The 24,942-nt window shown below is 73.1% G+C and carries 19 protein-coding genes and 3 pseudogenes; 9 read left to right on the top strand and 13 right to left on the bottom strand.

Annotated elements, in window-relative coordinates; all coding sequences use genetic code 11:
* Nucleotides 1-367 precede the first annotated feature (367 nt).
* The gene (locus K7B10_RS36365) at nt 368-3,466 is read left to right on the top strand and encodes a glycoside hydrolase family 3 protein (RefSeq protein WP_229343345.1); all 3,099 of its coding nucleotides are present in this window, start codon (nt 368-370) and stop codon (nt 3,464-3,466) included.
* 109 nt (nt 3,467-3,575) lie between these two features.
* Here the strand turns inward: K7B10_RS36365 and K7B10_RS36370 are convergent, their stop codons facing one another.
* Complete coding sequence (locus tag K7B10_RS36370; RefSeq protein WP_229343347.1) at nt 3,576-4,856, bottom strand: NAD(P)/FAD-dependent oxidoreductase; 1,281 nt, start codon at nt 4,854-4,856, stop codon at nt 3,576-3,578.
* 195 nt (nt 4,857-5,051) lie between these two features.
* On the opposite strand from K7B10_RS36370, the gene K7B10_RS36375 reads away from it, so the two are divergent.
* Both K7B10_RS36375 and K7B10_RS36380 read left to right on the top strand, forming a co-directional pair.
* Nucleotides 5,052-5,720, top strand: coding sequence for a HEAT repeat domain-containing protein (locus K7B10_RS36375; RefSeq protein WP_229343349.1), 669 nt, complete (start codon nt 5,052-5,054; stop codon nt 5,718-5,720).
* A 3-nt stretch (nt 5,721-5,723) separates the two neighbouring features.
* Nucleotides 5,724-6,728 (top strand): MerR family transcriptional regulator, encoded by a 1,005-nt coding sequence (locus tag K7B10_RS36380; RefSeq protein ID WP_229343351.1) that lies wholly within the window; start codon nt 5,724-5,726, stop codon nt 6,726-6,728.
* A gap of 331 nt (nt 6,729-7,059) precedes the next feature.
* Here K7B10_RS36380 and K7B10_RS36385 read toward each other — a convergent pair whose 3' ends face one another.
* Entirely contained in the window at nt 7,060-7,230 is a 171-nt protein-coding gene (locus K7B10_RS36385) for a hypothetical protein (protein WP_229343353.1), read from the bottom strand.
* Nucleotides 7,231-7,465: 235 nt separating this feature from the next.
* Entirely contained in the window at nt 7,466-8,218 is a 753-nt protein-coding gene (locus tag K7B10_RS36390; protein WP_229343355.1) for a MerR family transcriptional regulator, read from the bottom strand.
* Nucleotides 8,219-8,354: 136 nt separating this feature from the next.
* Between K7B10_RS36390 and K7B10_RS36395 the strand changes: the two genes are divergently transcribed.
* On the top strand, nt 8,355-9,713 hold the full coding sequence (locus tag K7B10_RS36395) for a YhgE/Pip domain-containing protein (RefSeq protein WP_229343357.1): 1,359 nt from the start codon (nt 8,355-8,357) through the stop codon (nt 9,711-9,713).
* A gap of 51 nt (nt 9,714-9,764) precedes the next feature.
* Here K7B10_RS36395 and K7B10_RS36400 read toward each other — a convergent pair whose 3' ends face one another.
* Complete coding sequence (locus tag K7B10_RS36400; RefSeq protein ID WP_229343359.1) at nt 9,765-10,991, bottom strand: PP2C family protein-serine/threonine phosphatase; 1,227 nt, start codon at nt 10,989-10,991, stop codon at nt 9,765-9,767.
* A 178-nt stretch (nt 10,992-11,169) separates the two neighbouring features.
* Here K7B10_RS36400 and K7B10_RS36405 point away from each other — a divergent pair, with 178 nt between their 5' ends.
* Both K7B10_RS36405 and K7B10_RS36410 read left to right on the top strand, forming a co-directional pair.
* Nucleotides 11,170-12,357, top strand: a complete 1,188-nt coding sequence (locus K7B10_RS36405; protein ID WP_229343361.1) for an MFS transporter — start codon at nt 11,170-11,172, stop codon at nt 12,355-12,357.
* Between the two features lie 188 nt (nt 12,358-12,545).
* A complete protein-coding gene (locus K7B10_RS36410; RefSeq protein ID WP_229343363.1) occupies nt 12,546-13,496 on the top strand; it encodes an ion transporter in 951 nt (316 codons plus the stop codon).
* Nucleotides 13,497-13,574: 78 nt separating this feature from the next.
* Here K7B10_RS36410 and K7B10_RS41400 read toward each other — a convergent pair whose 3' ends face one another.
* Nucleotides 13,575-15,086 (bottom strand): aminotransferase class I/II-fold pyridoxal phosphate-dependent enzyme, encoded by a 1,512-nt coding sequence (locus tag K7B10_RS41400; RefSeq protein ID WP_229343365.1) that lies wholly within the window; start codon nt 15,084-15,086, stop codon nt 13,575-13,577.
* A gap of 72 nt (nt 15,087-15,158) precedes the next feature.
* Between K7B10_RS41400 and K7B10_RS36420 the strand changes: the two genes are divergently transcribed.
* Together K7B10_RS36420 and K7B10_RS36425 are read left to right on the top strand one after the other, a co-directional pair.
* Nucleotides 15,159-16,136 (top strand): LysR family transcriptional regulator, encoded by a 978-nt coding sequence (locus K7B10_RS36420; protein WP_229343367.1) that lies wholly within the window; start codon nt 15,159-15,161, stop codon nt 16,134-16,136.
* The gene (locus tag K7B10_RS36425) at nt 16,133-16,540 is read left to right on the top strand and encodes a DUF3224 domain-containing protein (protein WP_229343369.1); all 408 of its coding nucleotides are present in this window, start codon (nt 16,133-16,135) and stop codon (nt 16,538-16,540) included. The genes K7B10_RS36420 and K7B10_RS36425 overlap by 4 nt, the downstream gene beginning before the upstream one ends.
* A gap of 98 nt (nt 16,541-16,638) precedes the next feature.
* Here the strand turns inward: K7B10_RS36425 and K7B10_RS36430 are convergent.
* From K7B10_RS36430 to K7B10_RS36460, 7 genes and pseudogenes are all read right to left on the bottom strand, one after another.
* Nucleotides 16,639-17,748: pseudogene (locus tag K7B10_RS36430) on the bottom strand (LLM class flavin-dependent oxidoreductase); the annotation flags it as partial.
* Nucleotides 17,729-18,175, bottom strand: a pseudogene (locus K7B10_RS36435) (LLM class flavin-dependent oxidoreductase); the annotation flags it as partial. The pseudogenes K7B10_RS36435 and K7B10_RS36430, both read right to left, overlap by 20 nt.
* Nucleotides 18,176-18,304: 129 nt before the next feature.
* Nucleotides 18,305-19,064: pseudogene (locus tag K7B10_RS36440) on the bottom strand (GNAT family N-acetyltransferase).
* Between the two features lie 225 nt (nt 19,065-19,289).
* Complete coding sequence (locus K7B10_RS36445; RefSeq protein WP_229343372.1) at nt 19,290-20,399, bottom strand: aryl-sulfate sulfotransferase; 1,110 nt, start codon at nt 20,397-20,399, stop codon at nt 19,290-19,292.
* A gap of 31 nt (nt 20,400-20,430) precedes the next feature.
* A complete protein-coding gene (locus tag K7B10_RS36450) occupies nt 20,431-21,432 on the bottom strand; it encodes an ABC transporter substrate-binding protein (protein WP_229343374.1) in 1,002 nt (333 codons plus the stop codon).
* A 47-nt stretch (nt 21,433-21,479) separates the two neighbouring features.
* Nucleotides 21,480-22,205 carry an ABC transporter ATP-binding protein gene (locus tag K7B10_RS36455; protein ID WP_229343376.1) on the bottom strand — a complete coding sequence of 242 codons (726 nt, stop codon included), beginning with the start codon at nt 22,203-22,205 and terminating at the stop codon, nt 21,480-21,482.
* On the bottom strand, nt 22,202-22,981 hold the full coding sequence (locus K7B10_RS36460) for an ABC transporter permease (RefSeq protein ID WP_229343378.1): 780 nt from the start codon (nt 22,979-22,981) through the stop codon (nt 22,202-22,204). Before K7B10_RS36460 ends, K7B10_RS36455 begins: the two co-directional genes overlap by 4 nt.
* A gap of 136 nt (nt 22,982-23,117) precedes the next feature.
* On the opposite strand from K7B10_RS36460, the gene K7B10_RS36465 reads away from it, so the two are divergent.
* Nucleotides 23,118-23,687, top strand: a complete 570-nt coding sequence (locus K7B10_RS36465; protein WP_229343380.1) for a helix-turn-helix domain-containing protein — start codon at nt 23,118-23,120, stop codon at nt 23,685-23,687.
* Nucleotides 23,688-23,700: 13 nt separating this feature from the next.
* Here the strand turns inward: K7B10_RS36465 and K7B10_RS36470 are convergent, their stop codons facing one another.
* The gene (locus tag K7B10_RS36470) at nt 23,701-24,588 is read right to left on the bottom strand and encodes a DUF4436 family protein (protein ID WP_229343382.1); all 888 of its coding nucleotides are present in this window, start codon (nt 24,586-24,588) and stop codon (nt 23,701-23,703) included.
* Between the last annotated feature and the right edge of the window lie 354 nt (nt 24,589-24,942).

Here is a 24,942-nt window from a genome sequence, read left to right on the forward strand (position 1 = left end):
CCGCTACGGCAGCCCCGTCGGCGCCTGGAACTTCTGGCAGACCCACCACTGGTACTAAGCCACCAGCGGACAGCAGACGCGCACCACCGAGACGCCCGGCCGGAATTTCCCGCCGGGCGTCTTCGCGTATGCGGCGGCAGCCCCGCCGCACGGGCGCAAGAGCCCCGGGCCTTCGTTCCCGCCGGAGTCGGGGCCGCCCGCCCACCCGCGCGGCCGGCCGTCGTTCAGGAGCCGAACGCGGGCGGGGGCCGTGCCGCCGCACGGGGCGGCATTCGGCCAGTCGTGACGTGAAGTCTTGACGGCAGCAGGGCAGTTCAGTTGACTCACGCGGTGTCCTGTCCCGTGGTATAGACCTCGGAGGCGCTCTGTGACCACCGCACGCCTGACACCGGCCCGCCGCCGGCTCAGAACCGCCCTGCTGGGCGTGGCCGGCGTCCTCGCCGGACTCCTCCCGCTCGCTCAGGCCACGGCCACGGCCGCCGTCGGGGAACCACCGCCTGCGACGGCGGTCGACCGTTTCGAGGGTGAGGTCCCGTTCGCAGGACCGCCCGCCGAAGGCATCTTCACCTGGGGCGCCGACGCCGACGACCAGCCCCGGCTGGAGCTCCGGGAGCGCGCCGACGCCCCCGAGGGCGCGAAGGTGCTGCACGGGACGTACGACATCAGCGGCTGGGGCGGCTACACCCACGACTTCGCCTTCGACCGGCCCGCCCACGACTGGAGCGCCAGGGGAGGCATCCGGTTCTGGTGGTACGGGCAGAACACCGCGCCGCTGCCGCCCGGTTCGGGCTCCCGGGTGCACTTCGAGCTCAAGGACGGCGGGGCCAACGGCGAGGCGTCCGAGCTGTGGACGACCTCCTTCACCGACGACTGGCAGGGCTGGCACCTCGTCGAGATCCCGTTCTCCCGGTTCGAGTACCGCACCGACTACCAGCCGGTCGGCGGCATCGACCACGTGCTCGGGCTGACCGAGATGTGGGGCTACGCCTTCACCTTCCCGGCGGGCCGCGCCGGTGAGTTCATGATCGACGGACTGGAGGTGTACGGGGCCGCCGACCCGGTCGTCCAGACCAGGGTGGTCACCGACGCCACCGTTCACCCTGTGAAGGAAGGCGGCTCCGCCGACGTACGCGTGTCCGTGGCCACGACCGGCTCCGCACCGCTCGCCGAACCGGTGACCGTCGGCTACTCCACCGAAGGCGGCACCGCCACCCCCGGGACCGACTACCGGCCGGTGTCCGGCACGCTCACCTTCCCGGCCGGAACCCCCTCCGGCAGCGCGCGTACCGTCGCCGTCGCCACCACCGCGGACCGCGACGGCGAAACCGCAGAGACCGTACCGGTGAAGCTGACCGTGACCGGGGCCCGGCCGCCCGCCGAGGACCCGCTCGTCGTGATCGACGCGCACGGGCTCCCCTACCTCGACGCGAAACTGCCGGTGAAGAAGCGGGTCGCGGACCTGCTCGCCCGCATGACCCCGCAGGAGAAGGCCGGGCAGATGACGCAGGCCGAGCGCAACGCGCTGGGGTCCCCCGGTGACATCGCCGCGTACGGTCTGGGCTCGCTCCTGTCCGGCGGCGGCTCCGTCCCCAGCCCCAACACCCCCGAGGGCTGGGCGGACATGGTGGACGGCTACCAGCTGCGCACCCGGGCGGCACGCCTCCAGATCCCGCTGATCTACGGCGTGGACGCCGTGCACGGCCACAACAACCTCGTGGGATCCACGATCATGCCGCACAACATCGGCCTGGGCGCCTCCCGCGATCCGCAACTGGCCGAGCGGACCGGTGCGGTGACCGCCGCCGAGGTCCGGGCCACGGGCGTCCCGTGGGACTTCGCGCCGTGCTTGTGCGTGACGCGCGACGAGCGCTGGGGACGCTCGTACGAGTCCTTCGGTGAGGACCCGGCGCTGGTCACGGCGATGGAGACGGTGATCCGCGGCATGCAGGGCGCGCCGGACGGCCGGGACCTGGGCCGTCCGGACAAGGTGCTGGCCACGGCCAAGCACTACGCCGGCGACGGCGGGACCGCGTACGGCTCCTCGACCACCGGCTCCTACACGATCGACCAGGGCGTCACCCGGGTCACCCGGCAGGAGCTGGAGGCGGTGCACCTGGCCCCGTTCCGGGAGGCGGTCAGGCGCGGAGTGGGGACGGTCATGCCCTCCTACTCCTCGGTGGACTTCCCGGACGACGACGCCGGCCCGCTCAAGATGCACGCCCACGCGGAACTGATCAACGGGGTGCTGAAGGAGCGGATGGGCTTCAAGGGCTTCGTCATCAGCGACTGGCAGGCCATCGACCAGATCCCCGGCGACTACGCGAGCGACGTCCGGACCGCGGTCAACGCGGGCCTGGACATGATCATGGTGCCGAGCGCGTACCAGGACTTCCACCGCACGCTGCTCGGCGAGGCCGCCGCGGGCCGGATCCCGCAGACGCGGATCGACGACGCCGTGGCGCGGATCCTGGAGCAGAAGTTCAAGCTGGGCCTGTTCGAGAAGCCGTACGCCGACCGCTCCGGTCTCGGGGCCGTCGGGTCGGCCGAACACCGGGCGGTGGCCCGTGAGGCGGCGGCGAAGTCCCAGGTCCTGCTGAAGAACGACGGCGCCCTGCTGCCGCTGAAGCCCTCGCAGAAGGTGTACGTCGCCGGCTCCAACGCGGACGACCTGGGCAACCAGGCGGGCGGCTGGACCGTGAGCTGGCAGGGCTCGTCGGGGCGGAACACGGTGGGCACCACGATTCTGGAGGGCATGCGCAAGGCGGCCGCCTCGCCGCAGTCGGTGACGTACTCCAAGGACGCGACCGCGCCGACGGCCGGCCACGACGTGGGCGTGGTCGTCGTCGGCGAGACCCCGTACGCGGAGGGCGTGGGCGACGTGGGCAACGGGCACGACCTGCAGCTCTCGGAGGCCGACAAGGCGGCCGTGGACCGGGTCTGCGCGGCGATGCGGTGCGCGGTGCTCGTGGTCTCCGGGCGCCCGCAGCTGATCGGCGACCGGCTGGACCGGATGACGGCGCTGGTCGCGTCCTGGCTGCCGGGCACCGAGGGCGACGGCGTCGCCGACGTGCTGTACGGCAAGCGGCCCTTCACCGGCCGGTCCCCGGTCACCTGGCCGAAGTCGCAGGCACAACTGCCGATCAATGTCGGCGACGCGGCGTACGATCCGCAGTTCCCGTACGGCTGGGGCCTGACCACGCTCGGCGCGCCGCCACAGGGCGGCGAGCAGGCGCTGCGCGCCCTCGCGGTGGTCGCGGCGGCGGTGGAGCGGACGACCGGGGCCGATTCGGAAGCCGGTCGCGCGGTGGCGGACCGGGCCCGGGCGATCGCCGCGGGGCGGATCGGCGGCCGCTTCACGCAGGCCTCGTCCAAGCCCTTCGCGGAAGCGGAACACCGCCTGCTGACCGGCGACCTGACGGGAGCGGTGGCAGGCCTGACGGCGGCCTACCGGGCCGCGGCCCGGTAGCGCGGTGAAGCCCCCGCGCATTCCGGAGCGGGGGCTTCACGCAGGGCTTCACGCAGGGCTTCACGCAGGGCTGCGCATGGACGCTTCGCGTGGGGGCTTCGGCCGTTCCTCAGCGGCCGTCCGCACCGTACGGCGGCCGGCCGGCCTTCCCGAGATGCCTGATGTTGACGGCCGAGGCCTTGGCCAGAGCAAGGGGGTTCAAGAACCGCAGCGGACCGATCAGGCGCTGTGCGAACAGATGCATGTGCCGTGCCACCGATGCGTCACGCGCCGCCGCCGAGAACACCAGCCGCTCGATCGGATTGAAGGGGCGGGCCTTGGCGAAGTCGACGGCCATGGCCTGGTGACCGCGCAGCCGGCGACCGTGTCTGCGCGCGTACACCGCGAGCGCCTTGTCGAGGTCTCCCCGGCCGGCCGCGGCCGGAGCGACCGCCTCCGCCAGCCATCGCGCGGACTGCAGAGCCCACCCGCAACCCACTCCCCACAGGGGGTCACCGGTCAGGGCGGCGTCGCCGACGAGGGCGACGCCCGGCGCGATCGGCTTGCGGCTGTGCAGCGGGTAGTCGATCGTGCCGATGATCTTTGAAATGCGCTCGGCGGAGTCGATGGGCGGTGCTTCGGGCAGAGCGCGGACGAACGCGCGGAAGCTGCCCTCAAGGTCTTCCCGGAAGGCGGGCAGCCGCTTCTTGTCCGGGAGCACCGCGAGGACCGTCACCCCGTCGTCGTTCGGGAACGCGTAGGCCATGTCGGGTTCGAGGAACCAGGTCTGGCCGATCCCGCCGCGCAGCGGGAGGCCGCGGAAGTGCGCGAGATAGCCGAACCGCGCGTTCTCGTGGCTCCGCGCGGGCACCCCGGCGAACTTCGCCACGGCCGAGTCCTTGCCGTCGGCGCCGACCACCAGGCGGGCCCGTATCTCGCGCTCACCCCGCGGCGTCGACGCGCGCACCCCCGCGGGCCGCCCGGCTTCCCGCACCAGTCCGGTCACCTGGTGGCCGAGGAGCAGATCCACTCCGGGGGTCTGCGCCGCGCGGGACCTGATCAACGGGTCGAGGGTGCTGCGCCGGACGTTGTACGCGTACGGCAGCTCGGGGCCCGCGGGTGCGGGCTTCGGCTCGATCCAGCCCCAGCGGGTGTACCAGCGGGCCTCGTTGCGGACGGCTCCCGCCTTTTCGAGGGCGGGGACGAGGCCGAGTTCGTCCAGCACCGGGTGGGCGTTGGCCGTGATGGAATGGGTGCAGAGCACCTTGTACGCCTCGGGGTCCGAACGGCGTTCCAGCAGTGCGACGCGGACGCCGCGTCGAGCGAGCAGGATCGCCGCGGCGCTGCCGGCGAGGCCGGCTCCGCTGATGACGACGTCGTAGTCGTATCCCGCGCTCTCCGGATCGGTCATGCGCTGATTGCTCCCTTCGGTGGTGTGGTGCCGTTCGTGGGAGTGCCGCCGTGCCGCGTGCAGCCGTGCCGGGTGCCGCAGTGGCCTGCTGTCAGGCACATGCCCAATACTAGGGAGCCGTGATCCCGATGGCTTGGACGCATTTGACCTTGACACGGTGACAAGGTCTTCACTGCCGTCCAGGAGGTGGTTCCGATGACCACGAGGGACCAGGACGGGCAAGTGCCGGGCGCGCTGCGGGGGCTGGAGGACGCACGGGCGTCGGTGCGGCTGCGGGCGGCGCTGTCGATCGGCTCGAACCCGGACGAGCGGTGCGTGGAGAAGCTCGTCGAGCGGTGCGCGGTCGAGCCCGACTTCTCCGTGCGCGAGACGCTGACGTGGGCGCTCACCCGGCACCCGGCATCGCACACGGTCCCGCGGTTGACCGACGAGCTCCGCTCCGAGCGGGCGCAGGCACGGAGCCAGGCACTGCACACGCTGTCCAAGATCGGCGATGGGCGGGCGTGGCCGGCGATCACGGCGGCGCTCCTGTCCGACGCCGACGACGAGGTGGCGCGCAGTGCCTGGCGGGCGGCGGTGGTGCTGGTGCCCGAGGGCGAGGAGACCGAGCTGGCCGCGGCGTTGGCGAGGCAGCTCGGGCGGGGCGGGCGTGAGACGCGGCTGAGCCTGAGCCGGGCGCTGGTCGCCCTCGGCGAGACGTCGTCCTCGGCCGTACGCGCCGCGATGACGGAACCCGACCCCCGCGTGAGTCACCATGCGATGGCCACGGAACGCTTACTGCGCGACCCGGAAGCCGGTTTCGAGGACGCGATCGAGGAGGCCGAGCGCGTCACGGCCCTGCAGGGCCGGCCAGGAGGGGAGTAGTCGTTGTTGATCGGTGAGGTGGCCAAGAGGTCCGGGGTCAGCGCCCGCATGCTCAGGCACTACGAATCGCTGGGCCTCGTGCGGCCGACGGGACGTACGGGCTCCGGGTACCGCGAGTACGCGGACGAGGACATCCGGCGGATCTTCCACGTCGAGAGCCTGCGCTCCCTGGGCCTGTCGCTGCGTGACGTCGCACGTGCCCTGGACGACCCGGGCTTCCGGCCCTCGGAGCTGGTGGCCGACCTCATCCGCACCACACAGGAGCGCATCGCCGCCGAGACGGCGCTGCTCACGCGCCTGCGCCGGATCGGTGCCGCGGAACCGGCCGGCTGGGAGGACGTTCTCCAGACCGTCGCGCTCCTGCACGCGCTGGGCTCGGAGAGCGCCGACAAACGCCAGCGGGCCGCCCTGGCTTCGGCCGAAGAGGCGCCGCTTCCGGTGGACGCCCTCGTGGAGGCGGCGTTGAGCGAGACGGAGCCGAACGTCGCCGGAGCCCTTCGCTGGGCCGTGGCCCAATCGGGCGATGCCGCGCTGGACCTGTTGGCGCGGGGCCTGGACTCACCGCTGGCCGAGGTGCGGGAACGGGCCGTCCGGGCCGTCGCCGAGATTCCGGGCGAACAGGCGATCGCCCTCCTGCGCGCCGCCCTCACGAGCCCCGACGCCGTGGTCCGCGGGCAGGCGGCCCTGGCACTCGGAGCGGCCGACGCGATCCCGACGCTCGTCGACATGATCGTCGAGGGCGTGAACGACGTCGACGCGGCCGACGCGCTCGGCGCGCTGGCCGACGGCCCCGGGCCGGCCGACCGGATCGCCACCGCACTCGTCGCCCGCCTCCCCGAGGGCGCCGACGCGTCGCCCGTGCGCCGACGCCTGACCCAGGCCCTCGCGGACATCCCGGGAACCAGGGCCACGCGCGCGCTCACCGACCTGTCACACGACGAGGACCCGGCCGTCGCGCTGACGGCGACGTACGTCCTCACCCTGCGGTCGGTCAACGGCCGCGGATGACGGCGAGGAGTCCGGCGTCGTACACGTACCGCTCGCCGGCGCGGAGCAGCAGTGCCTCGTGCAGCCGTCCGATCTCGGCCCGGGCCGGCTCCGCGTTGCGGAAGCGGATGGTGGTGACCGCTGCCCTGGGCGCGGGGCCGGGGCCGGCGGCGAGCGGGCGGAAGGAAGCGTTCCCAGACGACGTTCTTCGTCGCCGTCGGAGCCAGTTCGCCCACCACGACGAACTCCTGCAGCAGGCCCCAGCGCGTCGCACTCACCGTGCCCCGGCCCAACTCCGCCCAGGTCGCGCTCCCTTCATGGCCCTCATGCGAGAAGTGGAGCCCGTCACCCGTCACCGCGCACAAGCCGCGTCACCCCGCGCCATGGCCAGCCCTCCCAGGCTGAACAGCGCGAGCGCGACGATGCCCGCCAACGAGGCGGGGAGGGGATGTTCCACGAAGGAGTACACGGCCACCCCGAGCGGGACGATCGCGGCCAGCACGGCCGCGAAGGCCACGCGCATGTGCCCCATGGTGTAACGCACTTCGACCGGCCCCGCCGATCTCGGCGCGACGACCACCGGGACCGGGCGCGCGGCCGCGGGTGCGAACGGCGGGGCCGACGCCGACGCAGACGCGGGCGCGGGCACCGGGGCCGGGGCCGGCGGAGCCGGCACAGAAGGGGTACCGGGGTACCGGGGCACTCGGAGGGACCGGAGCGGCGACCGCCGGCCAGGCGGGTCAGGCCGGTCAGGCGGGTCAGGCGGGGGTGTCGCGGTTCAGGCCCGGGCAGACGGGCGGCGGCTCGGCGTCGAGGGCGGCCGGCCCGGCGACGGCTGCGCCGGCCGCGGCGACGGCGTGGCCGCCGCCGTCCGCCACACGGCGCCGGACCTGGTCCTCCTGGGCGAGACGCCGCAGCAGCTCGAAGACCGGGGCGCAGATGGCGAGGACGATGACCGCCCGCTCGGCGAGGGCCACCGGGTCGTCGAGACCCGCCGCGCGCTCCAGGTCCAGCCGGGCCACCGATTCGGCCAGCCTCGCGTAGGAGGCGAGCTCGCCCGGGGCGTACCGGGCGTCCAGCCGGCGCAGCTCCTTCAGCGCCGACGTCAACCCCTTGACGTGCGGGGAGGTGCCGGGCGCCTGCCACTCCATGGCCGCCAGCAGCTCCGCCACCTCGGCCCCGGCGCTCGCCTCGGCCTCGGCCTCCTCCTCGGGGCCCGCGGCGGGCTGTGCCGCCACCGGCACCGGAAGGGCGTAGCTGATCGCTCCGAGGGCGCCCTCGGAGCTGTGCGCCTGGTCCACGGCACCGAGCACGTCCCGGGTGGCGGCGATGGACAGGCCGCCGAGCGTGGTCAGCGCCTTGATCAGCCGCAACCGCTCGGCGTGCTCCTCCCCGTACTCGGCCAGGGTCGCGGCGGTCGCCCGCCCTGCGGGCAACAGGCCCTGCCGCCGGAAGTACTTGATGCTGGCGACCGGCACGCCGGTGCGCCGGCTGAGCTCCGAGATCTTCATACGGCTTCCCTGCTGGTCGTGTGGTCCGGCATCCGTCATCGGCGATTGGACACCACAACAAGATACTGCCACTATCCAGTAGCTGGATACCTGAAGTATCCAGCTCAGGAACGAACGCAGCCGCGCCGGAGAATCGATGCCTCATCCCACGCCCCCCTCCGTGCTCCGCCGACCCCGGTTGTGGGTCGGGACGGGACTCATCGCCGCAGTCGTCTCGATGTTGTTCGCCTTGCTCTACGTCGGCGGCAACGTCAACCCCAAGGGCAACCTGCGCGACCTGCCGGTGGCCCTGGTCAACGCCGACAGCGGCGCCGACGCGGGCGGCCGCCACGTCAACCTGGGCGAGCAGATCGTCGCGGGCGTCCAGAAGGCCGCCAAGGGCGACAAGAGCATCGACTGGCAGCTCGTCAGCCGCGAGGAGGCCGACAAGCGGCTGGGCAAGGGCAAGGTCTTCGGCGCCCTCGTCATACCCAAGGAATTCACCGCCACGGTGAACGCGCTCGGCGCCCCGCAGCCCGCGGCCCAGGGCAAGGCGGTCCCGCCGACCCTGACCGTGCTGACCAACCAGGCCGCCGGCAGCATCGGCTCCTCGATGTCCTCCCAGGCCGCCCAGAAGGCCGCCCACGCGGCCTCCGCCCAGCTCGGCCAGGAACTCCTCAAGCAGGCCGCGGCCCAGAAGGCCCCGCTCCCGACGGCCGCCCAGCTCAAGCTGGCCGACCCTGTCACCGTCACCGTCGCCGACGGCCACCCGGTCGGTTCCCGCAGCGCCATGGGCCTGAGCGCCTTCTACTACGCGCTGGTCCTCGTCGTCTGCGGCATGCTCGGCGCCAACCTGGTCAATTCCCAGGTCGACACGGCCCTCGGCTACCTGCACACCGACTACGGCCCGGTCCGCAAGCGCGAGCCCGTCCAGCACACCAGCCGCGTCCGTACGCTGGCCATCGGCATGGCGCTCATGCTCGGCATGGCGCTCGTGATGGGCACCCTGGTCGAGGTCGCCACCGTCAAGATCCTCGACATGGACGCCTCCCACCTCGGCCTGCTGTGGCTCTACTCGGTCGCCACCATCGCGGTCGTCGGCCTGGGCAGCCTGGCCCTCTTCGCCGCTTTCGGCACCCCCGGCATGCTCCTGGCCACCATCGTCTTCGTCGCGATGGCCGTTCCGTCCTCCGGCGCGACCGTGCCGCTCCAGGCGCTGCCCGGCTTCTTCCGGGCCCTCGCCGAGTTCGAGCCGCTGCGCCAGATCACCGAGGGCATGCGCGCCATCCTCTACTACGGCGCCCAGGCAGACGCGGGCCTCAGCCGGGCGTGGGCCTCGATGGGCATCGCCCTCGTCGCCGCGCTGGCCTTCGGCTTCGCCGTCACCCGCCTCTACGACCGTCGCGGGCTGCACCGCATCCCGCGGCCGGGCGACGAGCCCGAGGCCCCGGCTGAGACCCCCGAGACCCCCGAGACCCCCGAGTCCACCGGGTCCGCGGCGAACGCCACGGCCTGAGAGGCCGCAGTGGGGCCGGGCCCGCGGCCCGGCCCCACACGGTCCGGCGGTTCAGAGCCGGACGACGATCAGGGCGGTGTCGTCGGTGGCGCCGCCGGCGGGGAGCAGGTCGATCAGCAGAGCGTCCGCGATCCTCTCGGGATCGGCCTCGCGGTGGCGGACGAGGGATGCGGCCAGCCGCCCGAGGCTGGAGTCGATGTCCTCGCGCCGGCGCTCCACCAGGCCGTCCGTGTACAGCACCAGTGTGTCCCCGTTCACGAACCCCGTCGTGGCCTGCGGTCTGGGGAGGTGCTCCGGCCGGGCCCCCAGCGGCGGATCGGTGGCTTGATCGAGGAAGTCCACCGTGCCGTCGAGACGTACGAGCGCGGGCGGCAGATGGCCGGCGCTGCTGTAGGTGATCGTACGGCTGTCCCAGTCGATGAACGTCTCGACGACCGTGGTGTTCTCGGCACCCTCGACGGAACGCGCATAGAGACCGAGTACCTCCAGGGCCTCGGCAGGGCCCCCGGCGACGCGCGAGGTCGCACTCAGAGCACTCCGCAACTGTCCCATGACGCCTGCGGCGGCGAGCCCGTGGCCCACCACGTCGCCGACGGCCACGCCGATGCGGTCGCCCGGCAGATCGACGAAGTCGTACCAGTCGCCGCACACGTTCAGGGAACCGGCGGCGGGGCGGTAGCGGACCGCGATCCTGGTGTCCCCGGTCGGCAGGGTGACGGGGAGCATCGCGTTCTGCAACGCGAGCGCGACCTCGCGCTCGCGGGCGTGGGCATTGCGCAGGCGCTCGTTGAGCTCCTGGAGTTCGCGGGCCCGCGTGTAGAGCTCCGCCTCCAGGACCTGGGCCCGGCCGTTCGCCGGCCGGCTGCGGGCCCGGATCAGTTCCGTGACCTCCTCCACCCGGTGGACCAGGAGCACGACCCGCCCCTCGGAGTCGAGGATCGGCGCGTTCACCGGGCTCCAGTACCGTTCCTCCCACTCGCCGGGTCGCTCCGTGGACTCCACGTCGTAGCGCTGCAGGGCCATGGCGTCCCGCTCACCGGTTTCCACGACCCGCCGCAGCGAAGCCGCCAGGTTCCGCATGCCGCTCGCGGAGGGGTCGTTCGGATTGTCGGGGAAGACGTCGAACAGGTACCGGCCGATCACCTGATCCCGCTCGCGTCCCGAGGAGTGGAGGAATTCCTCGTTCGCGTCCGCGTACACCAGGTCCGTGGTCAGGAGGGCCACCATTCCGGGCAGCAGCCGGAACACGGTCGCGTAATCGATCACCACATCCGGCATGTACCGCCCGCCTCCGTGACCAGTATGTCGTAGAACCTCACCATATAAACCCGCGTCGGTCGCAGCGGGAACCTCGCCACGAGGGCGATGACCGGCAACGGATGCCTTCCGCCCGGGCGGGGCGTGCCGTCGGCATGCCGCGCCGTCCGGGATGCCGGGCGCGATTACCGTCGGCGGCATGGACGGTGATCGCAGACGATGGCGCCAGTGCCTGCTCGGCGGGGCGGTGTTCGCCGTGTGCATGGCCGGTACCACGCTGCCCACCCCGCTCTACGGCCTCTACCAGGAGAAGTTCGGATTCTCCGAGCTGCAGGTGACGGTCGTGTACGCCGTCTACGCGTTCGGCGTCATGGGGGTGCTGCTGCTGGCGGGCAACGCCTCGGACGTCGTGGGCAGGCGGCCCGTGCTGCTGGCGGGCCTCGGACTCGCGGCGGCGAGCGCCGTCTGCTTCCTGTGCGCCACCGGACTGGGCTGGCTGTACGCGGGCCGGCTCCTGTCGGGCCTGTCCGCGGGCTTGTTCACCGGGGCCGCGACCGTGTACGTCATCGAACTCGCGCCGCGGGACGGCTCCTCCCGCGCCACGTTCGTGGCGACGGCCGCCAACATGGGCGGGCTGGGCTGCGGCCCCCTGCTCGCCGGCCTGCTCTCCCAGTACGCGCCCTGGCCGCTGTACCTGCCGTTCGCCGTGCACCTCGCCCTCGTGGCCTGCTCGGCCGCCGTCCTGCTGCGACTCCCCGAAACGGTCCGGGAGAGGCAGCCGATCGCGGCGGTACGGCCGCAGCGGCCCGCCCTGCCCGCTTCGGTGCGGCAGGTGTTCGTGCCCTCGGCGACCGCCTCCTTCGTAGGGTTCGCGCTGTTCGGCGTGTTCACGTCGGTCAGCCCGGCATTCCTCGTCGAGTCCCTGGACGTGCACAACCGGGCCGTGAGCGGGCTGGTCGTCGCCTTGGCCTTCTTCGCCTCGACGGCCGGACAACTGGCCGTCGGCCGCATCGGGGTCGGCCGGTCCCTGCCGCTGGGCTGCGCGGCACTCCTCGCCGGACTGCTGCTGCTCGCGGGCGCCCTGTACTGGGACCTGCTGGCGCTGGTGGTCCTCAGCGCGCTCGTCGGCGGCGCCGGCCAGGGCCTGGCCTTCCGCGGGGCGCTCTCGGCCGTGGCGGGGGCCTCTCCCGCCGGCCGGCGCGCGGCGGTCATCTCGCTGCTGTTCGTGGTGGCCTACGCGGGCATCTCGGTTCCGGTGATCGGAGTGGGCCTACTGACGGGCCCCCTCGGCCTGGAGGGATCCGGACTGGTGTTCCTCGCGTGCATGACCGCCCTGGTGTCGACCGCGGCCGTCTACCTGCTCCGCCACCCGGTGCGCCAGGACTAGGCCGTGTCTTTGGCGGGTCTCGCCGATCATGCCGGTCCCGCGGGTCCCCGATCGGGCGATGTGTCGGGCCGGAGCGACTCGAATCCGGCCGTTCGGCGTTACACGACCTGGAGCTTGATCAAAGCCGCGGCATCCGCCGGGGCTGACACGGCCCGTGGCCGTGTGCCGGTCGCAGGCGAGGGAGCATGATGTCAGACCTCATTCGGACGTCCACCGGTCGCGAGAGGCTCGCCGCGCGCTGCCGCGATGTGTGCGAGGCGCGCGCGTTCGGGTTGGGCGTCATGTCGGTGATCCTCCTGAACGCCGTGCTGCTGGGCGTCGAGACGTACAGCGGACTGTCCGTGGAGTACGGCGTCCTCCTCCACTCCGCCGAACGGTTCTGCGTGGCGGCGTTCACCCTGGAGATGCTGATCCGCCTCGGTGCGCACGCCGACCGGCCGAAAGCTTTTTTCCGCGATCCGTGGAACGTGTTCGACCTGCTGGTGGTCTCCTCGGCCTTCGTCCCGTTCCTGCGCGAGAACACCACGCTGCTGCGGCTGCTGCGGCTGGCCCGGGTGCTGCGCACCGCGCAGTTCATGCCGCAGCTGCGGGTGCTGCTCGTCGCCGTCGGCCGCAGCCTGCCCGGGACGGTCAGCTTCCTGTTCGTGGGCGCCCTGATCCTCTACGTCTACGCGATGATCGGCTGGATCTGCTTCGCCGGCCACGACCCGGCGCACTACGGCTCTCTGGGCCGGGCCGGGCTGACGCTGTTCCTGCTGATGACGCTGGAGGGACTGGGCGATGCCGTCCACGCCGGACTGGCGGTCTCCCCGCTCAGCATCGTCTACTACGCCTCCTACGTGCTCCTCGCCTCCTTCGTCCTGGTCAACGTGCTGATCGGTGTCGTGCTCAACGCCCTGGAGGAGGCGCGCGAGATGGAGGAGGAAGCGAAGCGGGCCGAGCGGGCCGCCGCCCGGCGGCCCGCGGGGCACCAGGGCACGGTGCGGACGGCGTCGGACGGGGCGGACGAACTGCGCCTGCGGATCGCGGCGGTCCGCAGCGCCCTCGACGACATGGAGGCGCAGCTCGACCCCTCGCGCGCGCCGTCGCCGGTCACGACCGGATCCCCCTCACTGGCGGGGTTCGCGGCGGGCGGGTAGACGACGTACGGCCATCGCCGACCCTCCCGGTGGGACACCGGCGACCGGCTGCCCCTCCGCGCGGCCGGTCGCGGGGCGTCAGGACGCGACGACCCGCAGGCGCGAGACGCCCGGGTCGAGGGCCCCGCGTACGTGGCCGCCGGGAGCGGCCGCGGTACGGCGGAGGAACTCGACGGCCTCGGAGGTGATGACCTCCCCGGGCAGTACGTTGGGGATGCCGGGCGGGTACGCGGCCAGGGTGTCGGCGGACACCATGCCGACGGCCTCCTCTGCCCGCACCACCCGCGCCGGGCCGAGGAAGGCCTCGCGGGCGGTGAGCCGTGCGGACCCCGGGCCCGGCAGCCGCAGCGGCGCCCGCTCGGGGGCGGGGGAGCCGGAGCCCGGGGCGCGGTCGCCGAGCGGGGCGGGCAGACGGTGCAGGGCCTCGAGGAACCGATCGGCGTCCGGTGCGGACCCCGCGCCCACCACGGCGACGATCGCGGCGTCCGTGGCGACTTCGACCATGACCTGGTGGTCCCGGAAAAGCAGCCGCCGCGCCTCGTGCCCGGTGATCCCGCCGGCGCGGGTGTCGAGGGCGATGCGCAGCGGGTCGGCGGCCGTGATGTCGGGAAACCGGTGGAAGCCGTCACTGACCACCCCGAAACGGCCCAGCGCGCGCACCATCCCCCGAATCTTGTCCGCGGCCTCCACCGAGCCGGTGATCCGGTCGGTGCCCGTGACCAGGGCCCGCCGGGTGAGGTCGAGGGAGGCGGTCAGCAGGGCGCTCGCGCTGGTCGACTGCACCAGCCGGAAGGCCCGGTCCACGAGGGGTTCGAGCCGGTCCGCGAAAGGACCCTCGGCGAGGTGCAGCATGGCCGACTGGGTCAGGCTGCCGCCGAGCTTGTGGGTACTGGAGGTCACGAGGTCCGCGCCGAGCGCCAGCGCCCCGTCCGGCAGCGCGGGGTGGAAGCCGAAGTGCGACCCCCACGCCTCGTCGACGATCAGGGGTACTCCGGCGGCGTGCGCGGCGTCCGCGAGGGCCCGTACGTCGGCCACGGCCCCGAAGTAGCTCGGCGAGACCACGTGGACGGCCGCGGCGTCGGGGGTCCGCTCCAGGGCCCTGCGCACCTCCGCGGCGGTCACCCCGTGGGCGATGCCCTGGCCGGGGTCGACGGAGGGCTGGACGAAGACGGCGCGCAGGCCGGAGAGGACCAGCCCGTCGATGACGCTCGAATGCACGCTGCGCTGCACCACCAGGGTGCGGCCCAGGGCGGGGGCGACCATCGAGGCGATCTGGTTGCCCTGTGAGGCGCCGTTGGTCAGGAACCAGGTGCGCCGGGCGCCCCAGGCGCGGGCGGCGAGCTCCAGCGCCTCGTCGAGCGGGGTGTCCTCGCCGAGGTCGAGACCGTCGAGCAGGGGCGGGAAGTCCAGGGCCGGCACCCGCGTTCCGAAGGCCGAGCAGAGCTCCGAGTCCGGGGCGGCCGCGTGACCGGGGACGTTGAGCCGCAGCCAGTCCCGTCCCGCGTGGGCGAGGAGGGCGTCGGCGTACGGGGCGCGGAGCTGGTCCGGGGAAGGCGCATGGCCCGGGGGAGGGGTGGTTCGCGTGTTCACACCGGGAGGGTGTCAGCGCCCCGGTCATAGAGGAATGCTGGAGTTTTCTATAGGTCGCCATAGGCTGTCTATATGCTTGAGATCCGGCATCTCCAGGTGCTCCGGTCCATCGCGCGGGAAGGTTCGCTCGCGGCCGCCGCGCGTGCGCTGCACTACACGCAGCCGACGATCACCCACCATCTGGCCGCCCTGGAGGCCCACTTCGACGCCCGGCTGGTCCGGCGCGGACCGCGCGGAGCGACTCTCACCGAGCTCGGCGAGGCCCTGTTGCCGCACGCCGAGGGCGTGCTGGAACGGCTGCGGTACGCCGAGCTGGAGGTGCGCGGGCTCGCGGAGCGGGGCATGCGGACGCTCCACATCGGCACGTTCCCGACCGCCGGCGCCCTCCTGCTCGCCCCCGCCGTCAGACGCCTCCACCGGCAGGGCGTCCACATCTCGCTCACCGAGGGAGAACTGCCGCTGCTCCTGAGCGGGTTGAGGGCCCGGGAGCTGCAGGCCGCGCTCGTCTTCTCGCAGCCCGGGGACCGGCTCGACCTGGACGAGGAGTTCGCGCTCCACCCCCTCCTGGCCGACCCCCTGCTCCTGGTCATGCCGCAGGACCATCCGTCCGCGGCTCTGGACCGGGTCCCGCTCACCGCGCTGCGGGACACCGAGTGGGTGGGCGCAGCCGACCCCCACGACCCGTGCGACCGAGTCCTGTCCTGGGCCTGCGCCCGGCACGGGTTCGAGCCCGTCCACGCCCTGCGCACCGACGACTACGCCGTGGTCCAGGGCCTGGTGGCCGCCGGCGCGGGCATCGCCCTGGTGCCCCGGCTCGCCCTCGGAACCCCCCACCCGGACCTCGCCCTGCGCCGCCTCGACGGCCCGGACCTCACGCGGGAGATCAGCGTCGTCGTCCTGCGCTCCACCGCGGCCCGCAGCGCCGAGGAGCTGGTCTCGGCGCTCCAGGAGCAGGCCGCGCTGATCACGGAGCGCTGGGCCCGCGCGGACCGCGACCTCCGCAAGCCGGGCGGCCCGTTGTCAGACCCCATCGGTACGGTCGGTCCATGAGAGCTACCGGAACGTTCACCGTGACAGGGTTCGCCCCCTCCGAGCTGAAGCCCGAACCTGCCGTGGCCACCGGGCTTCCGGTGGGCGTGGCGACGATGGAGAAACACTTCGAGGGAGAGGTCACGGGCCACTCGGCGACCCTCTTCACCGCCGCGTTCGACCAGACCACCGGCGTCGGCACCTACGTGGCGATGGAGTCCTTCGAAGGATCGCTGCAGGGCCGGGAGGGCGCCTTCAACTTCGTGCACTCCGCGACGACGTCCGGCAGCGACCGCACCGCGGAGTTCTTCACCATCGTGCCGTCCAGCGGCACCGCCGGTCTGGCCGGGATCTCGGGCGCGGGCGGGATGGCGGTCGACGCCGACGGCACGCACCGGATCTGGTTCGACTACCTGCTCGGCTGAGACCGGCGCGGCCTCGACGGGTACCGTACCGGCCCGGCGGCGGCCGCCCGGGCCGGCGGGCGACCGGCCCGGCGGCGGACAGCCGGGCCCGCGGGCGGTCAGCCGCGCCGCCGCCACTCCTCCGCCAGCAGGCCGTAGGAGCGGACCCGGTCCGCGTGCCGGTGCGTGATCGTCGTGATCAGCAGTTCGTCGGCGCCCGTCGCCTCCTGCAGCCGGTCCAGACGGTCGGCGACGGTGCGGGCCGAGCCCACGAACTGCGTTTCCACCCGGTCCGCCACCAGCTCGCGGTCGTCCTCCGACCAGGGGAGGGCGCGTGCCTCGGCCGGCGTGGGATAGGGGATCGCGCCCTCGGCCGTGCGGACGCTCCGTACCCAGGGCGCGTAGCCGGCGGCCAGCTCGCGGGCCGTCGCGTCGTCCTGCGCGACCACCACGTCGGCGGAGACCGTCACGTAGGGCCGGTCCAGCTCCGCCGAGGGCTTGAAGGCGGCCCGGTACCCTTCGGCGGCCTCCAGTACGGTGGCCGGGCTGACGTGGTAATTCGCCGCGAAGCGCAGCCCGTTGCGGCCCGCCGTCTCCGCGCTCACCCCACCGCTGCTGCCCAGGATCCACACCTGTACGTCGGCTCCCTCACCGGGGACGGCGTGCGCAGCCACACCCTCCGGCGTCCGGTACTCGCCGCGCAGCAGCGCGAGGACGTCGTCGACCTGTTCGGAGTAGTCCTGCGGCCGTGCGCCGGGCAGGTTCAGCAGCTTCTGCTGGAGCGCCACCCGCGGATGGCCCAGCAGATGGGCGAAGGAGAACCGGTCGGGGATGCGCAGCCCGTTCGGGGTGTGGCCGTCGAGGACCGGGGTGGCCGGGACCGGCGCGGGCTGCACCGCGGGCTCACCTTCGCCCTCCGCCGGGCGGCTCCGCTGCGGCGGCCCCGCCGAGCGGCTCAGGCCCAGGTCCAGGCGGCCGGGGTGCAGCGCGTCGATGAGGCCGAACTCCTCCACCGTCGACAGCGCGGTGCGGTGCCCGAGCTGGACGGCGCCGGAGCCGATCCGGATGGTGCTGGTGGCCGACGCGGTCAGGGCCAGGACCACCGCCGGGGAGGTCCCGGCGACGCCCGGATTGAGGTGGTGCTCGGCGAACCAGTAGCGCGCGTAGCCGAACTCCTCGGTACGGCGGGCCAGGTCGATGCTGTTGGTGTCGGCGGCCGAAGTGCCGTTCCTCGTGCGGCAGTCCGGAGACCTGTACGTGCAGGCCGGCGCGGCCGCGGCTGACGTGGTCGAGGGTGGCCACGGCCTTGGAGACGTGGAAGGGCTCGGTGTGGGTCGCGGTCACGGCCCCCACCAGCCCGATGCGGCGGGTCAGCGGAGCCACCCGGGCGGCGGTGAGCACCGCGTCGAGCCGGCCGCGGACCCGGTCCGTGCGCTCGTCGTGACCGCCCGGGGAGGAGGACTGGAGGGCGAGCCCGTCCTCGAAGGTCACGAAGTCGAGCAGCCCGGCTTCGGCCTCCGCGACGAGGCCGGCCCAGTAGCGGGCGGTGAACAGCTCGGCGGGCCGGGCACCCGGCTCGCGCCAGGCGGCCGGGTGCCCGCCCGCGCCGTCCAGCGAGACGGCGAGGTGCAGCGGCGCGCAATCGGGTACGGGCATGGTGCATTACGCCTTCCTGATCGGCGTGCGAAAAAGAGGAGGCCGATGCGGGCGGGCGAATTCGACCCGTCATCAATTTCTCCCGAAAAACGCTACGCCCGACGGCCGTGCCATTCAAGGGCGGCAATATTAAGAGAACTTGGCGGTCGTGTTGCCCGGCCCGCCGGGCGCCCGTACGGCCATGAACGAGGGGCGCCGGCGCAGGGTGAAGCCGATCGACTCGTAGAGCCGGATCGCGCCGGTGTTGCTCGCGGCCGTGTGCAGGAAGGGGGTCTCGCCCCGCTCCCGGATGCCCGCCGCCACGGCGCGTACAAGTCGCGTCGCCAGGCCGCGCCCCCGGTGCCGGGGGTGGGTGCAGACCGCGCTGATCTCGGTCCAGCCGGGTGGCCGCAGCCGCTCGCCGGCCATCGCGATCAGCCGGCCCCGGTGCCGGATGCCGAGGTACGTGCCCAGCTCGACGGTGCGGGGCAGGAACGGCCCGGGCTTCGTCAGCGAGATCAGGGCGAGGATCTCGGGAACGTCCGCCGGGCTCAGCCTGACGGCGTCCGGCGCGGCCTCGGCGCGCAGTGCGGTGTCGACGAGTGGGACCCCGGGGACGGCGCCGGCGGTCTCCCACCCCTCGGGCGGGCTCAGCACCCCCGCGAGCGGGGCCGTCCCGCCTTGCCCGAGGAGCCCGCGGGTCGGCCCAGGAACGGAGGTCGGCCGGGTCCGCGAGGGCGGCCCAGGGGGAGACGTCCGGGCGGGCCTTGCCGGTCGGCGGTGCCGCGGGCACCGCCGGAACCTGTTGGCGTCGGGGAAGTACTTGACCGTGATGTCCTTGCCCGCGCCGGTCAGCAGCCCGTGGCCGGCCTGGGCGACCAGGACCAGCACGACGGCGCCGCCGATGCACCGGGCGGGGCGGCGCAGCGGGAGCACCCGCTCGGCCGGACCCGGAGGTCGGGGCGGGCCGGCGGGTGCGGCGCGGACGATCGATTCACTCAAGGACCCGAGACCAGCTTCGATAAGGCCGAGAATCGATGTCAACGGCCCCGATATCGATGGCCACACAACCGCGTTCGCTTTTCATACACCGTGCACAAAACACCGGAGATTGAAATGAAAAGAGGGCTTCCGTTCACAGCCAGGGAATCTCGTGGGCGGCGTAGCGGTAGGCCCGGAAGACGGAGTTCTGCGCCCCGGCCGAGGACTCCAGGCCCACCCCGTCGCCGAAGGAGCGGAACTGCGGGACCACGAACTCCCACACCACCTCCCCGCCCGGGGTCACCTCGAAGAGCCGCCCGAAGGAGCCCTCGGCGATGAAGGTGTTTCCGTTCGGCAGGCGCTGCGCGCTGGACATGTAGGGGCTGTAGAAGTTCTGCGGCGGGTTGTCCTCGTACGACCACACCTCCTCGCCCGTGCGCGGGTCGAGCTCCAGCACCCGCGAGTACGGCACGGACGTGGTGTCGCGGTAGGTGCCGTTGTCGAAGACCAGGACGGTGCCGCCGGGCAGCTCGTGCGGGTGGTGCTGCTGTGCCAGTACGTCGGGGCCGATCAGCCACTGCACCGAGCCGTCGGTGCGGTCGATGGAAACGGTCGTCGACGCGCTGCGGAAGCCCACCACGACCGAACCGTCGGCCCGCTCGTTGACCGTATTGGCCATCGGCCAGTGGTTGCGGGCGAAGTGACGGTTCAGCACCACCTCCCGCGGGTCCAGGTGCTCGATCGCGGCCCAGCGCCACACCACCTCGCCGTCCCAGGTCAGCTCGTAGACGACATCGCCGTAGATCACACCGCCCGGGGCCTCCGAGCCGGGGATGCCGCCCCGGATCCGGGCCGCGTCGGCCGGGTCGAGCGGCTCGACGACGGCGATGAGCAGGTTGCCGTTGCGCAGCACCGTGGCGTCGTGGTGGTGGAAGGGGTGCCGGGCCTCGCGCAGCACCGTGGAGTCGGGGGCGAGCTCCTGGAAGATGCCGCCGTGGTAGACGTCCCAGATGGGGAAGAGGGTCGGCCCGCTCGTGTCCTTCGCCGCGTAGAAGAGGTTGCCGTTCGGCAGGATCTGCGCCTGACGGCCGGGCGGATGGGGGGAGGTCCAGGTGTGTGCGGGCCGGCCCTCGATGTCGACGAGGTGGATCTCCCCGGCGCTGGTGATCGGCGTGTAGAGCGTGTAGCCGCCGTGGCTGCGCTCGGGGTCGTAGGCGATCAGGCCGACGCCGCGGCGGCGCAGGGTGTTCTGTTCGACGGTCATGGTGATCTCCTGGAAAGGGGAAGAGGCGGGGTCAGCGGAGGGTCACGGCGGCCGGGTCGGCGGCCGTCAGGGGAGCGGGGTCCAGGTGGCCGCGGATCACGGCGCCGTCGGCGGCGCCGGGCAGCTTCTGAGCGGTTTTGGCCCAGGCGGCCTCCTGCGTCAGCTCGGTGAGCAACTCGGGGGAGAGGGTGGCGCCGTAGGCGTAGCGGGGCTGGAAGGCGTCGACGTACGAAGCCTGCAGGGCGCCCTTGGACTGGGCGAGCACGGCCCGGCGCGCACCGGCCGGGTCGGCGGCGAGCTCGCGCTGGGCGCGCAGCAGGGTGCGGACCACCGCGGTGGTGGTCTTCTCGTCCGCCGAAGGGCCGGCGATCAGGAGGGTCCTGGCGGTGTAGCCGGTGAAGGCCACCTCCGCGTACCGTTCCCCGAGCGCGGTGCGCGCCGCGTCGTAGAAGCTGGGGAAGGTGACGCCGGCGTCGATGTCGCCGCGGGCCAGGGCCGGGGTCACCTGGTTCGGCGCGAGGTTCACCACCGTCACGTCGCTGGCCGACAGGGCGGCCGAGGCCAGCATGCGGGACAGCGCGTACTCCACGTTGGTGCCCTGAGGGACGCCGACCTTGCGGTCCTTGAGCGCGGCGAGGCCGGTGACGCCCCGGTCGGTGCGGGTCAGCAGGCGCCAGTCGGTGAACCGGGACAGGTCGGCGACGATCCGCAGCTCGCGGCCGCCCAGCGCGGCCGTCACGGCGGGCAGGTCGCCCACGACTCCGAGCTGCGCCTGTCCGCCGAGCACCGCGTTCAGGGCGTCGCGGCCGGTGGGCTGGGTGGTGACGGAGGCGGCGACGTCCCCGTCGGTCCACAGGCCGCGCTCCTGCGCGAGGTAGACGGGCGCGCCGCCGAGTTGGTCGCTGGCGGCGATGGTGACGGACGGGCGTGCGCCGCCGGCGGTACGGGCGGCGGATCCGTCGGAGCAGGCCGTCGTGACGGCGGCGAGCAGGGCGGCCAGGAGCGCGGCGGCCACCGCGCGGGGTCTGGACATGGGAGAGCGGTCCTTCCGGGAGCGGGGCAGGTCGGGGGTACGGCGGGTCATCCGGTGGGCAGGGAGTGGAGGTGACGGGCGATCAGGGCTCGCAGATCGGGGTCCGGCGGCCCCTCGGGCACGGCGTGGTCGGCCAGCACCCGGCCGGGGGTTCCGCCGAGGACGACGACGCGCTGGGCGAGGGCCAGGGCCTCGTCGATGTCGTGGGTGACGAACAGCACGGTGGTGCCGCGGCGCTGCCACAACTCCCTCAGCAGGGCCTGCATCCGGGTCCGGGTGAGGGTGTCGAGGGCTCCGAACGGCTCGTCCAGCAGCAGGACTTCGGGCTCGGCCGCCAGGGCGCGGGCGAGGGCCACCCGCTGCTGCATGCCGCCCGACAGCTGGGCCGGGTACTTCTCGGCGCCCTGGGCGAGACCGACCTCGGCGAGCGCGGCCAGTGCGCGCCGGCGGCGCTCCCCGCGGGGCAGGCCGAGCCGCTTGAGCGCGAACTCGACGTTGCCGCGGGCCGTGCGCCAGGGGAACAGGGCGTAGTGCTGGAAGACCACGCCCCGGTCCGGGCCCGGTTCGCGCACCGGGGCGGAACCCGTCGTCACCCGGCCGCCGTCCGGCACGACGAAACCGGCCACCGAGCCCAGGACGGTGGACTTCCCGCAGCCGCTGGGGCCCAGCAGGGCGGTGAACGAGCCGGCGGGCAGGTCCAGGTCCAGGGAGTCCAGCACGGACGTGCCCCCGTACCCGACGGACACCTCCTCCAGCAGCACCCGTTGGCTCATGACGCGCTCCAGTGCACGAACCGGCGGCCGATCCCGGCCAGCACCAGGTCCACGGCCACACCGAGCAGTCCGAGTACGAGCAGGCCCGCGAACATCCGGTCCACGCGCAGGAACTGGCCGTCCACCTGGAGCCGGTACGCCAACCCGCTGTCCGCGCCGCCCAGTTCTGCCGCCACCAGGGCGAGCAGCGCCACCGAGGCGCCGTAGCGCAGTGCCGCGAGCAGGGCGGGAGCGGCGGCCGGCAGGAGCACCTCGGTGAACCGCCGGTGCAGCGGCGCCCCCAGCGTGCGGGCCGCCCGCAGGTGGGAGACGGGCACCCGGGAAACCCCGTCGTGCACGTACAGCCAGACCGCGAGCAGCACGGCGTACGCGATGAGCAGGCGCTTCGCGGTCTCTCCGATGCCGAACCAGGCCGTCGCCAGCGGCACCAGTGCGATCGCCGGGATCGGCCGGAGGAAGGAGACCAGCGGGGTGACGGCGGCCGACAGTCGCGGCAGGTAGCCGGTGGCGAAGCCGAGCGCGCTCCCGATCAGGGCGCCGAGCGCGAATCCCTGCCCCGCGCGGGTCAGGCTGGCGGCCACGTCGGAGGCGAGCAGGCCGCTGCGGGCGCTGCCGGCGAGCGCGGCGGCGGTCTCGGCGGGCGTGGGCAGCAGTCCCGGAGCCACCGCGCCGGACCAGGCGGTCAGGGACCACAGGGCGAGCACCGCGCCGGCCGCGCCCAGGGCGGGGCCGAGCCGGCCACGGGTCCGACTCGCGGGTGAGGGGGTGGAGTACACGGGGTGGCTCCTCGTCGGTTCGGTGATTCATAAGCGAGGTCAATAATTGACGACGCTTATGAAGGGCGTGTTTCAGCAGTGCGAAACGTCCCGGGACCCCCCGGCCCGCGATCAGGCATGCGGTACGTTCACCAGCGTGTCTCGCCCCGAACCCACACCCGAAGCGATCGAGGTCGGACGGGTGATACGCGCCTGCCGCAAGCAACGCGGAGTCTCCATGGCCGTACTCGCCACCCGCTCGGGCCTCTCCCAGCCCTTCCTCAGCCAGCTCGAACGCGGACTCGCCACGCCCAGCCTCAGCTCGATCTACCGGATCGCCGAGGCCCTGGACGTCACGCCCGGCACCTTCCTCAGGCCGCCGGGCCGCCCCGGCACGGTCAGTCACGAGGCCGACCCGCAGGTGATCCGGGTGGAGGAGACCGCCGGACAGGTCGCGCGGGTCCTCATCCCCGGCGGGCGCAGCGGGGTGATGGAGGCCTACGAGCACCACTTCGAGCCGGGGCGCGGCGAACGGGGCTGGTTCCAGCACCCCGGAGAGGACTTCCTCTACGTCCTGGAGGGCGAGATCGTCCTGGAGGTCGAGGGGGAGGAGCCGCTGACGCTGCGCGCCGGCCAGAGCGCCCACCACCGCGGCGAACTCCCGCACCGCTGCCGCCTGTCGGGGCCGGCCGCCGCCCGTACCCTGCTGGTCATCGCGAACGCCTGACCCGCCTACCCGCCTATGTGCGGAGGGTGTCGTCCGACCGGAGCGCGGTGCGGACGCCCGTGACCACCACGGCGATCAGGCACAGGGCGATGACGGTCTCGGCCCAGAGGAAGGCGAACCAGTCCAGCACGCAGCCGATCGGGGGCGTGCCGGGGGCGGTGTTGCGGAACGCCGCCAGGGCGAACAGGGTGGCGGCCATCCAGGCGAGCGCCGGCCAGACCAGGCCCTCGCCGCGGGTCGTCAGGTACCAGGCGCCGATGAGCACGGCCGCCGCCAGCGCCCACATCACGACCATCATGAAGACCGCGAAGACGATCAGGCTGCCCGACCGGGCCAGCTCCAGCGCCAGCGCGGCCTCCTGCCGGTCGGGGAAGGGTGTCGCGGTGACCGAGAAGAGCGTGTCGTTGTTGGAGAACAGCATCCGCACCGGAACCTGCTTGCCGTCCACCAGCGCCCGGAACCCGATGCCGGTCTCGTAGGTGTCGAACGGGTAGTCGCTGACCGATCCGCCCGTCATCGCGACCTGTACGTCTCTGGTCGCGGCCCTCTCGTGCGCCTTGAACTCCAGGTCGCCGAGGGTCGCCGCGGAGGTCTGGAGGCTGAGATCGGCCACCGGGGCGCTCTCCTCTTCCTCGCCCAGGGTCCCGCGCGGGGTGACCCGGACCCGCAGCAGCAGCTCTCTGGCCGCGGCGTCGACGCGTTGGACGGTGGCCTCGACGTCCACCCGGTCGGCGGCCGAGGATCCGGCCGTGTGGACCGTGTCGATCGCCTGACGTTCGGTGAACTGCAGCCACGACCCCACGGACACCGCCACCACGATCAGGATCGCCAGGGGGAGCAGGACCGGCAGGAGCGAGGCCCTGGAGCGGCCTTGGCGGGGCGGGTGCGAGGGTGGGGCCATGGTGACTCCGACGAGGTGAGGTGGCCGTGGTGCGATCCTCGTCGACCGGGCCGGCGATCCTCCGCATCCGGGCGCGCGTGTCGGCGCCGACGGGCGGCTCCCGCCGTCCCGGCCGCGAGGGGAGGCGGTGGAGTCGTTGCTGATCATCGCGAAGGTGAACCGGGGGAACAGCTGTGCCTTGCCGGCCGCACGTCCCGCCGTGGCATGCGGTTTCAGCGGCGCCTGGACGGTGAGCCCGAAGAGCGCCCTTGTGGAGGAAGGGTGCGGAGGCCAAGGTGCTCAAACGTTTCAACTGCGCCTCAGAAGTCTGAATTGGGACATCAGGGCATGAATTTCGGTCGCGCGCGGCCGAAG

This window comes from Streptomyces flavotricini (assembly GCF_020639365.1).
GTDB lineage: Bacteria > Actinomycetota > Actinomycetes > Streptomycetales > Streptomycetaceae > Streptomyces > Streptomyces flavotricini.